Here is a 12080-nt window from a genome sequence, read left to right as displayed (position 1 = left end):
ACCACCACCGCAGGACTGTACGGGCAGCAAAGAGGCCCAGATCATCGATGTGATCTGGGCCTCTACCTGCGTGGGCGATACTGGGATCGAACCAGTGACCTCTTCGGTGTGAACGAAGCGCTCTCCCGCTGAGCTAATCGCCCTCAGCGCCGAGAACTGTACCTGATCGGCCGCCCGGCGCGCATCTCGGGGTCAGTGCGTGGCGAGGTAGTGCATGAAGCGGGCGAGCACGTCGATCCCGAGACTGGCCCGCAGGGAGAGCCAGACCACCACGGCGACAAAAACGAGGCCGACCGAACCAAGGACCAGCCTCACCAGAAGCGACTGTTCGCGTACCCAACGTGCCCAGGCTTGGACGTGCCGACGGGTGAAGTTCAGCAGCCGTTTGGCCCAGTGGAACTCCACCGCCCAGATGCCCAGTCCACCGATCACGATGAGCCAGCCGGGTCCGGGCAGGGGGATCAACGCGAGGCCGAGCAGGACGACGATCGCGCCGGCCACCGCCACCACGACCTTCAGCGTGATCCGGCCGGTCGGGTTCGCCCGGATGATCTCCAGAGCGGTACGGATCCGCCGCCACCTGGGCGCCGGCTCGGTACGTACGGCGGCATCCCACTCGCCCCCGACGTCCTCGCCCTCGACGGCGGAGCCCCGTCCGGAGCGCTCCCCCGTCGAAGCCGCCCGCCGGTCCCCCCGTGGGACGCGGTCGTCCTCCGGCACCTCGTACCTCCGCCTCTTCCCCGTCACCGCCAGGCCGGCACGTTCGCCGGCCGCCGCCCTCATCCCGGTCGGAGGCGGTTTCTCCATTGAGGATGGATTGGTCGGCATTTCAACCCCCAGTGTGGCCCGGCCCGTCACCCAACAGGACGACTGGACGTTACCGGAGTAAGTCGACGACTGAACCACCTGGCGTCGTCGGGTGGGGATCGAGTACCTGGATGGAACTGGACATCCTACATAAAGATTCGATTTCGATCCGCGACTCGGCAGGCCCATACCACTACTGGGTGATATCAGCGTATGGCGGAGCGTAACCATGAGTAGCACCTGAGGATGGGAAAGGCGGGACACGTAAGTCCCGCAGCGGTGCCGGGGGGAGAACGTCCATGAGTGTCATCCGACCAACCACGGTCGAGGTCGAGACGTCGTTAAGGCTCGTTGCACCTGACGCCACGGCCCTGCCCGTGCGCGCCAGCCTGCGCTACGACCCAGCCGACCCGTATGCGGTCCATGTCCTGTTCCACGCGGAATCCGCCGGAGGCGAAGCGGTGAGCTGGTCCTTCGCGCGGGAACTGCTCGTCACCGGGCTGGATGAGCCGGCCGGGATCGGCGACGTCCGGGTCTGGCCCTGGGCCACGCCCCGCGGCGACTTCGTCGCGCTCGCGCTCTCATCACCCGACGGTAACGCCCTCTTCGAGGTGCCACGCAGCGTCCTGGTCAGGTTCCTACGCAGGACGTACGTGGTGGTGCCCCGAGGTCGGGAGGGAGACCACCTCGACGTCGACACCGCGGTCAACCGGCTACTCGCCGGCCGGTGACGCACGTTCAGGAAAGTCACAGTCAGTAACAATCGACACGCCGCGCGGACCTGCCGAGTCCGCGCGGCGGTTGTTCGCCCGATTCATTCCTCATTCGGAGTGAACTGCCCGGTTCCGGGGTTTCACGCACCCTTTACCGGATGGCGGGGCTTTGTGACGCCGTTCCGCTTTTCTGGTTCACGCCGCGCCTTTCCCCCTCATCCGTGCGTGGTGATGCCGCCGTCGACCGGAATGACCGCCCCGGTGAGATACGCCCCCGCCCGGGAGGCCAGGTAGATCGCCGCCCCGGCCATGTCGTCCGGGCGTCCGATCCGCCCGAGCGGCACCTGGTGCTCGATCGTGGCGCGGGTCGCCGGATCGTCGAGCGCGAAGGCCATCATCTTGCTCTCGAACGGCCCCGGGGCGATCGCGTTGACGGTGATGTGCTCCGGTGCGAGCTGGTGGGCGAGGCTGCGGGTCAGCATGTGCACGGCGGCCTTGGTCGCCGAGTAGGCGTACACCTCCATCCAGGGCACCCGGATGCCGTCGATCGAGCCAATGTTGATCACACGGGCCGGGTCGTCCGCGGTCGCCGAGGCACGCAGCGCGGGCAGCAGCGCGGTGGTCAACTGGAAGACCGCCTTGACGTTGACCGCCCACAACTTGTCGAACGCGCTCTCCGGGTACGCCTCCAGCGGTGCTCCCCAGGTCGCGCCAGCGTTGTTGACCAGTACGTCCAACGCCGGGACCCGGGCGAGCACCTCCTCGGCGAGTCGGCTCGCCCCGGCCGCCGTCGAGATGTCCGCCGCGATCGCCTCGCACCGGCCGTACCCGGAGAGCCGCTCGGCCACCGCCGCGCAGACGTCCGGTTTGCGGGAGGAGACGATGACCCGGGCGCCGGCCTCGACAAAACCCTGGGCGATCATCAACCCGATCCCCCGGGTCCCGCCGGTGACCAGCACCACCTTGTCGTCAACCGCGAACAGCCCGGGCATGTGCACCTCTTCCGAGAGCGACCGCCGTCAACACGACGACACGTGGTCCGTCGACGCGACGACGCGCGATCCGAATATCGTTCGGAGACCCATTCTGCCGCCCCGTCCGGTCAACCCCGGACGGCGGTCCGGCGCTACGGTTCGACCCCGGCGATCCGCGTTCCGTCCAGATGGACGGTGATCCGGTCGGTACCGGCGAAGTCCGGCCCGCTCAGCCGCCAACTGTGGTCGTCCGCCTCGGCGAACCGTGACCGGTCGGCCTTCCCCAGCCGCAGTTCGATCGGACCGAGCCGGGCACCTGGTGCCAGAACACCCGCCGCCGGGGTGAAACCGATCTCCAGGTAGCCGTCCGCGCCCGGCCGGGCGGTCGACAGCGGCACCACCCGGCGGGTCACCCGGTCGCAGCCGAGGCGACCGGCCCGGTCACACTCCGCCCGCACCGGCGCACGCCCCGAGTCCCTGGTGAACCAGTACCGGAGGGTGATCCGGGACAGGTCCACCGGCTCCGTGCCGGGATTCTCCAGCCGGACCGCCGGTCGGATCGACTGGTCGTTCGGAGCGCGGTCCAGGTTGCGGTAGGTCACCGCCGGCGGAGTCACCGGAAGCGCCGCGTCGATCTCGAAGAGGGTCACCGAGTCGGCCGGGAAGGTGTGGGTCAGCAGGCCGTTCGCCGCGCCCGCGGTCGGCGGGGGCACCAGGATCCGCTGGTCGGGTGCGCGGACGATCGAGGTCGGGTCGGCGGCGCCGTAGCGGTGGACCCGGGCGTCGAGCCCGATCGGGCCGCGCAACGTCAGGGTGCTGGTCTGCTCGACCCCGGCCTTGTTGACGACCATCACGGTGAGCGCGCCGTCGTCGCCGCGCTGCGCCGCGTAGACCGAGAGCTTCTCCTGGTCCGCGCTGGTCGCCCGGACCCCGATGTCGCCGAACCGACCGCCGGCGCCGTCGTAGTTGCGGTACATCCGGAAGGCGTACGCGCCCGGCTGGGTCGCGGTCGGCGGCGCCCAGAGCGTCGCCAGGTCCAACCCCTCCCGACCGAAGATCCCGAGTACGTCCGCCTGGGCCAGCGCGCCGTTCACGTGGTCCAGCGCCCCCCAGTTGTACTCGGTGATCGCGGTCCTGGTGCCCGGGTAGTTCGCCGCCACCAGTTCCCTCATCCGGGGCACCAGCCGGACCTGGGTGTTGATCCAGCTCTCGTCGGTGTACGTCGGATCCCACAGCGCCCGGGTCGAGCGCAGCCGCAGCGCGTTGGTGGCCGGGTCGTTGCCGTTGCCGAACGCCACTCCGGCGGCCTGCGGGTAGAAGTGCATGTCGAAGTAGTCGAGCACCCGCTGCCCGTGCTGCTCCTCGTAGTTCCGCATCTGCTGCAGGTACCAGGTGGTGAACGGCAGTCCGTCCCGGGCCGGCCGGTCCGGCGGGTTCGCCCAGCAGCCGGTACGCCCGCAGACCTCCTGGTCGAGTCCGGAGTGGTCCCAGGACGTCCATCCCCAGCCGACCGGGCCGAGGGTGGCCGCCGTCGGGTCGACCTCCTTGATCGCCGCCCCGATCGCGTACGCCTGGTCGCGCAACTCCGCGGAGCTGGCCCCGGTCGGGTGCACGTCCCGGTGGGTGGAGTGCCAGATGTCCGGCTCGTTGTCCAGGTTGTAGAACCGGACCCCGCCCTCGGCGGCCGTCCCGTACTTGGCGGTCAGGTGTCGCAGCCACTCCTGGACGTACTCCGGCCCCACCTCGACGCTGGTGTCGTGCGGGTCGTTGCCGGTCACCGGGGTACCGTCCGGACGCACCCCGTTGCCGCAGTCCGGCCGCCACTCGTCGGTGCTCTGCTGTGGGCCGTACTTGGCCACGGAGAAGCCGCAGGAGCCGTCGCGGGCCTTCGGCGCCCAGCCGATCAGCGGCACGGTGAGCACCGTGTCCGTCCCGGTACGCCGGTCCTGCTCGACGAAGCGGTCGGTGGAGGAGCCGTCGGGCAGCGCCTCGGGATTGTCGTTGGCCTCCGTGATGTTCTCGAAGAACCAGTCCGAGGCACGGTTGGTGGTGTCGTACCGGTAGTGGTAGCGGGTGGTGGCGTTGCCGCCCCAGCGCCGTACCGGCAGGGACAGTTCGGCGGCCAGGGCCTCGTCGACGAAGTTCATGCCGTAGATGTGCGGGCTGATCGGGTGCCGGTCCATCCTGAGGTCGACCTCGATGGCCGGCCCCGGCGCGGCGTACGCCGGGCCGGGTGTGATGACCAGCCCGGCGCCGGTGGTGACGAGGACGGCGCTGACGGCGGCCAACAGGGCGGATCTGTGACGCATGGAATCTCCCGGGCTCCTTGCCGCCCACCCGGGGTCGGGCGGGCGCGGTGGGATGACGGTCAGGGGCGTGGCTCCCCGTCGCCCCGCGCGTCATCGTCGGCCCGGACGGGGCTCAGGCTATCCAGCGGCCGCCCCGGTGGTCAACGTCGACCGTCGATGTACGGCAGGGCTTCGCCGGTGACCCTCGCGGCCCGGCCGGTGGCGGCGCAGGTCGCGCGGCCAGGTGATCCTGGCTACCCGGGTCGGCGTGCGGTGCTGCGCCACCGGCCGTACCCGACTACCGTCGAGGCGATGCTCCGATTCGGTCAGTCTTCCAGCGATCCGAACGGCACGCCGCCTCCGCCGCGACGCGCCGGCATCCGCACCTTCACCCTGCGCGACTTCGCGCTGGATCCGCTCCACCGCCGTCCGCATCTGCTCGACCGGCACCTGCTCCTGCTGGTCACCGTCGGACACGGCACCCAGGAAGTCGACTTCCGCAGCTACCCCTGCCGGCCCGGCTCGCTGATCTGGGCACAGCCCGGTCAGGTCGTGCACCACGGCGAACCGGGCGGGCTCGACGCCATCCTGGTCAGTTGGGCCCCGGAGGCCGTACACGGTCTGGGGGTGGCACCCGTGGCCGCGCCGCCGGGCGGGACCGGCTACTGGCAGTTGGCCGGCGAGGACGAGGACGCGGTGATCAACGAGGTCAGTCAGCTCGTGGTCGACTGTCAGCGGCACCGGGGAGAGGCCGTCGCGGTCGACCTGCTCCGCCATCAGCTCGCCGTTCTGCTGCTGCGATTGGCGCTGCTGCCGACCGCACCGGCGGATCCGCCCGGGTACGGGCCGCTGCCGTCGGCTGCGTGGCGGGGCCGACCGACGGGCAGTCGCCTGGCGACGGACGTTCCCGGTTCGACGAGCGAAGCAGCGAGCGACCACGGGTCGGCGAGCGGAGCAGCGGACGGAGCGACGACCGGCCACGGGGCCACAGGCGGAGCAGCGGGCGGCCCCGGGACGGCCGGTTCAGCAGGCTGGTTCCTGGGCGGCACCGGTCGGATGGACGGGAACGGGTCGGTGGGTCGGAGTCGCCAACCGGACGCGGCGGTGGACGAGAGCGGCGGCACGTACCGGCGGCTGCGGCACGAGATCGAGCGGTCGTACGGGCAGACCCGGCGGGTCGAGGACTACGCGGGCCGACTCGGCTGCTCGGTGCGTACCCTCACCCGGGCCTGTCTGGCGGCGACCGGACGCAGCGCGAAGCAGATCGTCGACGCCCGCGTCGCGCTGGAGGCGATGCGGCTGCTCGCGGCGACCGACCTGCCGGTGGCCGAGATCGGTCGTCGGCTCGGGTTCACCGAGCCGACCAACTTCGGCCGGTTCTTCCAGCGGGAGGTGGGACAGAGTCCTGGTGCCTTCCGCCTCCGCCAGCGCGGCCCGGCCCGTTCCGGGACCGTCCCCATCGGAGCGTCGGCGGTTTGACGAACACGCGTACGGGGAACTGTGCCGTTACCGCCGGTTGACACACTTTCGAAGGGAGCACGGCCATGGGTCTGATGTTCCGTAAGCGCAAGAAGATCGGTCCGCTGATTCTCAACTTCACCGAGAACGGCTTTTCGTCCTGGAGCATCAAGATCGGTCGCTGGTCCTGGAACTCCCGGGCCCGGGCGCACCGGGTGGACCTGCCCGGGCCGCTCTCCTGGAAGCAGGACAAGTCGCCTCGGTGACGCGTACTGCCGCAACACGGGGCGCCGATTCGTCGGCGCCCCGTGGCGTGTCCGGGCCCGGTCGGCGCTGACGCTCCGAACGCGACAACGGCAGGACGGCCCGGCCCTGGACATGACAGCGTCGCCCTGGACGTGACAGCGTCGTCCGGGACGTGACAGCGTCGTCCGGACGATCTACCGGTCTCCGGCGGTGATGACCGTCTCCCCGGAGAGCCGACCGGAGCGGGGCTCGCGACTGACCTCGCCGGTGGCCAGCAGGCTGTCGAGCACCTCGTTGGCGGCACCGGCCCGATAGACGGTCCGCTCGGCGGTGAACTGCCGCAACTCCGTCACCGACGCCTGTCCCGCGCTGGCCAGCCGGGTGAGAAGTTCCCGGCGCAGCGGCTCGGCGTCGGGGGTCGGCGTGGGATCCACCAGCCGTCCCTCGGGATCGTCCGGGTCCCGGTACCGGACGCCGGCCTGCCGCTCCACCGTCCAGAGCGCGTCCTTGAACGCCTCCAGCCGCTTGCCGAAGGCGGTGGCGAAGACGAGCAGTGTCTCTCGACGGACGACCGGCCCGCCCTCCGACTCCGGATCGGCAACCAGTTCCACCTCGTTCACCAGGGGAAAGCCGGTGTCGTTCAGCCGCTGCCGGAGTTCGCCGCCGTGCCGGGTGGCCGGGTCGAGCACCAACAGCAGTTCGGCCGGCCGGCCGGTGGCGACGGCGGTGAGGACGTCCCCGCCGACGGGTGGTCCGCCCGCCGCGTCCAGATACCCGAAGAGCGGGGCGGCGGCCGCGCCGGCGGCCTTCAGCACCACCGGCAGTCGGGTGAGGTCACCGGCCACCGGGTGCGCGGTCACCTCCGCCGGCAGGTCCGCCGCCAGCGCGGCGTGCCGGGCGAGGAGGTCGTCGGCCTGCCCGGCGACCGTCAGCACGGTCAGCTGCCGGCCCCGCAACCCGCCGGTGATCGGGGTGAGAGCCTGGAGGGCGCCGTCGGCCGCGCCGCCGTCGGCACCGGCGTACGCCTGGAGGAAGGTCGCCCGACGGGATCGGCGCAGCGCGTCCGGCACCCAGGAGTCGAGGTGCCGGGCCAGCAGTTGGCGGGTGACGAGGCCGATCGGGTCAGCGGGCATGCTGCGGTTCTACCGTGCCCGAGCCGGGCCGGGCGCACCGCCCCCGGTCAGGCCGGCACGGAGATGCCCACTCCGCCACGGGTCTGTCCCCCGTACCGCTGCTTCTCCCCGGCGAGGTCGAGTCGGGAGATCCGCTTCCGGGCGGTCAGCGCCGCCTCGTCGAGCCGGTCGGCCGGGACCAGCCAGACCACCTCGAACTCCAGCCCGTCCGGGTCCTTGGCGTAGAGGCTCTTGGTGCTGCCGTGATCCGACGTGCCGGCGAGCGCGCCGACCTCGTCGAGCCGGGCGGCGGTGGCCGCCAGTTCATCGAGGGTGTCCACCTCCCAGGCCAGGTGGTAGAGGCCGACGGTGGTGCGGCCGGCGCCGGACGGACCGGCGGCGGCGCCGACCTCGAACAGGCCGAGGTCGTGATCGTTGGTGGATCCGGGCGCCTGCAGGAACGCGGCGCCGTCGAATCCGTCGGGAGTCATCGCGACCTGGCGGAAGCCCAGCACGTCGCGGTAGAACGCGACACTGCGGGCGAGATCACGGACGAAGAGCACGGCGTGGTTGAGGCGATGGATGGCCATGTCCCCACGGTACCCGGATTTGGTTGAGCGTTCAACTACCCGTCTATGATGACGGTCATGACCCGCTGGCTCGACCCCGACGAGTACCGCACCTGGCGCGCCTTCCTCAGCGCCTCCCGGGCCCTGATGGCCACCCTGGACCGCGAACTGCAGCGCGACGCCGGCATTCCGCACGCCTACTACGAGATCCTGGTCCGGCTCTCCGAGGCCCCCGACCGCCAGCTGCGGATGTCCGAACTGGCCGAGGCGACCGGCGGCTCGCGCAGTCGGCTCTCCCACGCGGTGACCCGCCTCGAGGAGTCCGGCTGGGTACGCCGCCAGGACTGCCCCACCGACCGCCGGGGTCAGCTCGCCGTGCTGACCGAACCGGGCTTCGAAGCTCTCGCCGCCGCCGCACCCGGACACGTCGAGGGCGTACGCCGGCACCTGTTCGACCAACTCAGCCGGGAGCAGATCGACCAGTTGCGGCGGATCAGCGAGGCGTTGGTCGCGCATCTCGACCCGGACGGTCGAGGGTCATGACCGAACTGCCACCACCCGCCCCCTTGTACTGAACGTCGCCAGCCAAGCACGATGAGGCGTGGCTTCCGGCTTCGGTGAACTCACCCAGCAGGCGCATGCGCTCGTGGCCGCGGGCGACCTGACCGGTGCCCGGGATCTGCTCGGCGCGGCACTGCGCGACGTCGACCCGGGTGCCGACGACGCCTCGCCGGACCTGGCGGACGCGGCCGGCCTCCAGGCCCGGGTACTGGTCACCCTCGGCGACCCGACCGCCGCCCGGACCTGGGCCATGCTCGCGTACTCCGCCACCGCCCGGCTGTACGGGCCGACCGACCAGCGGACCGTCGCCACGGCGGCCACCCTGGCCGCCGTACTGCACCGGCTCGGCAGTCACGCCCCCGCCGCCGACCTGTACCGCGACGTCATCATCGAACTGACCGCGACGGACGGGCCCGAGTCGCTACGGGTGCTCGCCGCACACGCCGACCTGGCCACCGTCGAGTACGCCCAGGGCGAGTGCCCCGTCGCCCGCAGCCGCCTGCAGGACGCCTGGGAACTGCACCGCGAGGTGTACGGCGACGGCCACCCCGCCGGCATCCGGATGCTGGCCCGGCTGGGCGCGATGGAACGCGACTGTGGACTCCACGCCTCGGCACACGAACGGCTGGCCCTCGCCCGTGAGCTGTGCCGACAGCACCTGCCGGCCACCCATCCGCTGGCCGCGCAGATCGGGGCACTCGCCGCCGCCGGCGCCGACCCGGACCACGTCTGTGCCGACGTGGCCGCCGAGGAGGAGAGCACCTCCCCGATTCCGCACGCCCGTACCGGAGTCCCGTTCGGAACCACCGAACAGTCCCGGGCCACGCCCGCGTACGCCGAGCCGCACCGGGGCGAGCCCCTGCCCGACCGGCCGCCCGGCGATCTGGGACAGCCCACGCCGACACATCCCGAGCCGGCGTACCCGCCGTCGGTGCCACCGCCCCGGCTGCCGCTCGCGCCGCCGGTCGACCCGCCACCCCGGTGGAACGCGCCGACCCCGCACACCGCCGAGCCGGGACACCGACCCGGGGTGCCGCCACCCCGCAGCGCACCCGATCGGCGGACGGCCGGATTCGACGCCGCCCCGGCCGGTCACGACGACGAGGACCTCGACGACTGGTGGCCGCCCGAACGGGTCGCCCCGGATCCGGAGGAGGACGACAGCGCCGGACACCTTCCGGGGCGCCGGCCGGTGCCGCCGCTGCCGCCGGCCGTACCGGCGTTCACCGTGGACGAACAGCAGGAGCGGCGGTGGGACGACCACGGCACGTCCCGGTCGCCGGCCACCGCCATCGAACCACCCGGGGTACACCAGGTCCGGCACCTGCCCGAGCGGCGTTCCGCCCGGCTTCCGGCCCGGATCCCGCGTCCCGCACGCCCGGCCTGGCGGCGCCCGCCGGTCATCGTCGGCGGCCTCGTGCTGGTCGTGCTGGTCGGGACCGCGGCGGTGGCGATCGGTTTCGGGCTGACCGACGACGGGACCGGCGCACCGCCCACCGGGCCACCGACCAGCACCGCCGTCTCCGCCCCGGCGGCGGCGCCGCCCGCCTCCCCCGGCAGCCCTCCGGACGACCTGACCCTGGTGGATGATCGCAGCAGTGTGACGTTGACCTGGTCGTACCCGACCGGCGCCGAGGGGCCGGTGGTGCTGGCCGGCGGTCGTGCCGGGCAGGAACCCCGGGCTTTCCAGGAGTTGCCGGCCGGGTCCACCGGTTACGTCGTCTACGGCCTGGAGGTCCGGACCAACTACTGTTTCACCGTCGCGGTGGTCTACTCCACCGACGTGGTGGGGCGCGCCGACCCGGTCTGCACGGAGCGCCCCGGCGCCTCGCCGGGCGGCTGACCAGTCGTCCCGTCCGGCCACTGAGCGGGTGCGTCGTCGTCCCGTTGACGACCGGACGCGCCGTCGGTGCCGGCGAGGTGTGGTGCCGGGCCGCCGTCGAGTGCCGCGCGGTCCGCGGCCGGCAGCCGCACCTCGACCCGCAGCCCGGGCCCCGCGTCGGCGAGGGTCACCGTGCCGCCCTGCCGGCGGACCAGTTGCCGGACGATGGCCAGCCCCAGGCCGGCACCGCCGGCGTCCCGGGCACGGGCGTCGTCCAGTCGGGTGAACCGGTCGAAGACCCGGTCCCGGTCCTCGGCCGGGATGCCCGGCCCGTCGTCGGTCACCAGGATCAGGTGGTACGCCGGCCCGTCCCAGCCGCCGGCCGCCGCCTCCAGCACCACCTCGCTGGTGGTGTGCCGTAGGGCATTGTCCAGCAGGTTGGCCAGGACCCGGGTCAGGGCGTCCGGCTCGCCCAGCACCCAGAGCGGCGACCTCGGCGGCCGTACCCGCAGTGGGGGCGACGGATACCGGTCGGCGACGTCGGCCAGCAGGTCCCCGAGTTCGACCGGGACCGCCGACCGGGGTCGGCCGTCGCCCGCGTCGTCGAACCGGGCGAGCAGCAGCAGGTCGTCGACCAGTCGGCTCAACCGGTGGGTGTCGGTGAGCAGGTCGTCGGCGACGGACGGCCAGTCGGTTGCGGCGCCGAGCCGCTGTGCGACCTCCAACTGGGTCCGCATGTTGGCCAGCGGGCTGCGCAGTTCGTGCGCCGCGTCGGCGACGAAGGCCCGCTGGCGTGCCCGGGCGGACTCCAGCCGGCCCAGCATCCCGTTCAGGGTCACCGCCAACCGGTGGATCTCGTCCCGTGATCCGGGCACCGGCAGCCGGCCCGGCCGGGCTCCGCCGGTGATCTCCTCGGCGCCCGCCCGCAGCGCCTCCACCGGCCGCAGGGTCGCCCCGATCACCCGCCAGGCCACCGCGGCGAGCCCGAGCAGCAGCAGCGGAAAACTGATCAGCAGGATCGTCCGTACCGCGGCCACGCTGTGCCGGACATCCGCGGTCGACTTGGCCACCAGCACCGTCTGCGGGTCGGCGGCCGGTCCCGCGGGTACCGCGACGACCCAGATCGGGCCGTCCCAGCCGAGCCGCCGTCCCGGCAGCGGGAAACGGTCCCGTTCGCCGGCGTGGAACTGTCGCAGCTCGTCCGGGTAGAGCATCGACACCAGCCGGTCGGCGTCGATCGACGCGGCCCGGATTCGGCCCTGCGCGTCGACCACCTGCACCCGGACCTGGTTGCCGGCGACCGGCAACGGGTCGGGCAGGGCGTTCTCGCCGGCCAGCCGGGCCACCGCCTCGGCGGTCTTGAGCGCCTCGGTGTCCACGGTGCGCTGCAGCGCGTAGCCGAGTGCGCCGAGCAGCACCAGACCACCGACCGCGAGGGCGGCGGCGAGCCCCGCCACACCGATGATCATGAGTCGGGCCCGGAGGCTCAGCCGCAGCCACAGCCGCCACCCCTGACGCGGGGCGGCGCCG

The 12080-nt window shown here is 72.4% G+C and carries 11 protein-coding genes and 1 tRNA gene; 5 read left to right on the top strand and 7 right to left on the bottom strand.

The window, feature by feature from the left end:
• Positions 1-71 precede the first annotated feature (71 nt).
• Positions 72-143: transfer RNA gene (locus V1633_RS10690), tRNA-Val, on the bottom strand.
• A 49-nt stretch (positions 144-192) separates the two neighbouring features.
• A complete protein-coding gene (locus tag V1633_RS10685) occupies positions 193-720 on the bottom strand; it encodes a TIGR02611 family protein (RefSeq protein ID WP_331214072.1) in 528 nt (175 codons plus the stop codon).
• 386 nt (positions 721-1106) lie between these two features.
• On the opposite strand from V1633_RS10685, the gene V1633_RS10680 reads away from it, so the two are divergent.
• Positions 1107-1538, top strand: a complete 432-nt coding sequence (locus V1633_RS10680) for an SsgA family sporulation/cell division regulator (protein ID WP_101365276.1) — start codon at positions 1107-1109, stop codon at positions 1536-1538.
• Positions 1539-1735: 197 nt separating this feature from the next.
• Here V1633_RS10680 and V1633_RS10675 read toward each other — a convergent pair whose 3' ends face one another.
• Together V1633_RS10675 and V1633_RS10670 are read right to left on the bottom strand one after the other, a co-directional pair.
• Positions 1736-2512, bottom strand: a complete 777-nt coding sequence (locus tag V1633_RS10675; protein WP_331214071.1) for an SDR family oxidoreductase — start codon at positions 2510-2512, stop codon at positions 1736-1738.
• 134 nt (positions 2513-2646) lie between these two features.
• A complete protein-coding gene (locus V1633_RS10670) occupies positions 2647-4803 on the bottom strand; it encodes a glycoside hydrolase family 44 protein (RefSeq protein ID WP_331214070.1) in 2157 nt (718 codons plus the stop codon).
• A 291-nt stretch (positions 4804-5094) separates the two neighbouring features.
• Here V1633_RS10670 and V1633_RS10665 point away from each other — a divergent pair, with 291 nt between their 5' ends.
• A complete protein-coding gene (locus V1633_RS10665; RefSeq protein ID WP_331214069.1) occupies positions 5095-6261 on the top strand; it encodes a helix-turn-helix transcriptional regulator in 1167 nt (388 codons plus the stop codon).
• A gap of 65 nt (positions 6262-6326) precedes the next feature.
• A complete protein-coding gene (locus tag V1633_RS10660) occupies positions 6327-6506 on the top strand; it encodes a DUF4236 domain-containing protein (RefSeq protein ID WP_331214068.1) in 180 nt (59 codons plus the stop codon).
• A 174-nt stretch (positions 6507-6680) separates the two neighbouring features.
• Here the strand turns inward: V1633_RS10660 and V1633_RS10655 are convergent, their stop codons facing one another.
• Together V1633_RS10655 and V1633_RS10650 are read right to left on the bottom strand one after the other, a co-directional pair.
• On the bottom strand, positions 6681-7619 hold the full coding sequence (locus V1633_RS10655) for a hypothetical protein (protein ID WP_331214067.1): 939 nt from the start codon (positions 7617-7619) through the stop codon (positions 6681-6683).
• A 47-nt stretch (positions 7620-7666) separates the two neighbouring features.
• Positions 7667-8188, bottom strand: coding sequence for a VOC family protein (locus V1633_RS10650; protein WP_331214066.1), 522 nt, complete (start codon positions 8186-8188; stop codon positions 7667-7669).
• Positions 8189-8236: 48 nt separating this feature from the next.
• On the opposite strand from V1633_RS10650, the gene V1633_RS10645 reads away from it, so the two are divergent.
• Entirely contained in the window at positions 8237-8710 is a 474-nt protein-coding gene (locus V1633_RS10645) for a MarR family winged helix-turn-helix transcriptional regulator (RefSeq protein ID WP_331214065.1), read from the top strand.
• Positions 8711-8768: 58 nt separating this feature from the next.
• Positions 8769-10571: a tetratricopeptide repeat protein gene (locus V1633_RS10640; protein ID WP_331214064.1), complete on the top strand. Its 1803-nt coding sequence runs from the start codon at positions 8769-8771 to the stop codon at positions 10569-10571.
• On the opposite strand, the gene V1633_RS10635 is transcribed toward V1633_RS10640, so the two are convergent.
• Entirely contained in the window at positions 10499-12019 is a 1521-nt protein-coding gene (locus V1633_RS10635) for a HAMP domain-containing sensor histidine kinase (RefSeq protein WP_331214204.1), read from the bottom strand. The two genes, V1633_RS10640 and V1633_RS10635, sit on opposite strands and share 73 nt — an antisense overlap.
• Positions 12020-12080: the final 61 nt, after the last annotated feature.

The sequence above is a fragment of the Plantactinospora sonchi genome (assembly GCF_036422035.1).
Lineage (GTDB): Bacteria > Actinomycetota > Actinomycetes > Mycobacteriales > Micromonosporaceae > Plantactinospora > Plantactinospora sonchi.
This window is presented reverse-complemented; position numbering and strand designations above follow the sequence as displayed.

Excerpts from the sequence above, each read along its gene's own strand:
- V1633_RS10680 (WP_101365276.1), top strand. The coding sequence starts at position 1,107 with ATGAGTGTCATCCGACCAACCACGGTCGAGGTCGAGACGTCGTTAAGG.
- V1633_RS10675 (WP_331214071.1), bottom strand. The coding sequence starts at position 2,512 with ATGCCCGGGCTGTTCGCGGTTGACGACAAGGTGGTGCTGGTCACCGGC.
- V1633_RS10670 (WP_331214070.1), bottom strand. The coding sequence starts at position 4,803 with ATGCGTCACAGATCCGCCCTGTTGGCCGCCGTCAGCGCCGTCCTCGTC.
- V1633_RS10665 (WP_331214069.1), top strand. The coding sequence starts at position 5,095 with ATGCTCCGATTCGGTCAGTCTTCCAGCGATCCGAACGGCACGCCGCCT.
- V1633_RS10660 (WP_331214068.1), top strand. The coding sequence starts at position 6,327 with ATGGGTCTGATGTTCCGTAAGCGCAAGAAGATCGGTCCGCTGATTCTC.
- V1633_RS10655 (WP_331214067.1), bottom strand. The coding sequence starts at position 7,619 with ATGCCCGCTGACCCGATCGGCCTCGTCACCCGCCAACTGCTGGCCCGG.
- V1633_RS10650 (WP_331214066.1), bottom strand. The coding sequence starts at position 8,188 with ATGGCCATCCATCGCCTCAACCACGCCGTGCTCTTCGTCCGTGATCTC.
- V1633_RS10645 (WP_331214065.1), top strand. The coding sequence starts at position 8,237 with ATGACGGTCATGACCCGCTGGCTCGACCCCGACGAGTACCGCACCTGG.
- V1633_RS10635 (WP_331214204.1), bottom strand. The coding sequence starts at position 12,019 with ATGATCATCGGTGTGGCGGGGCTCGCCGCCGCCCTCGCGGTCGGTGGT.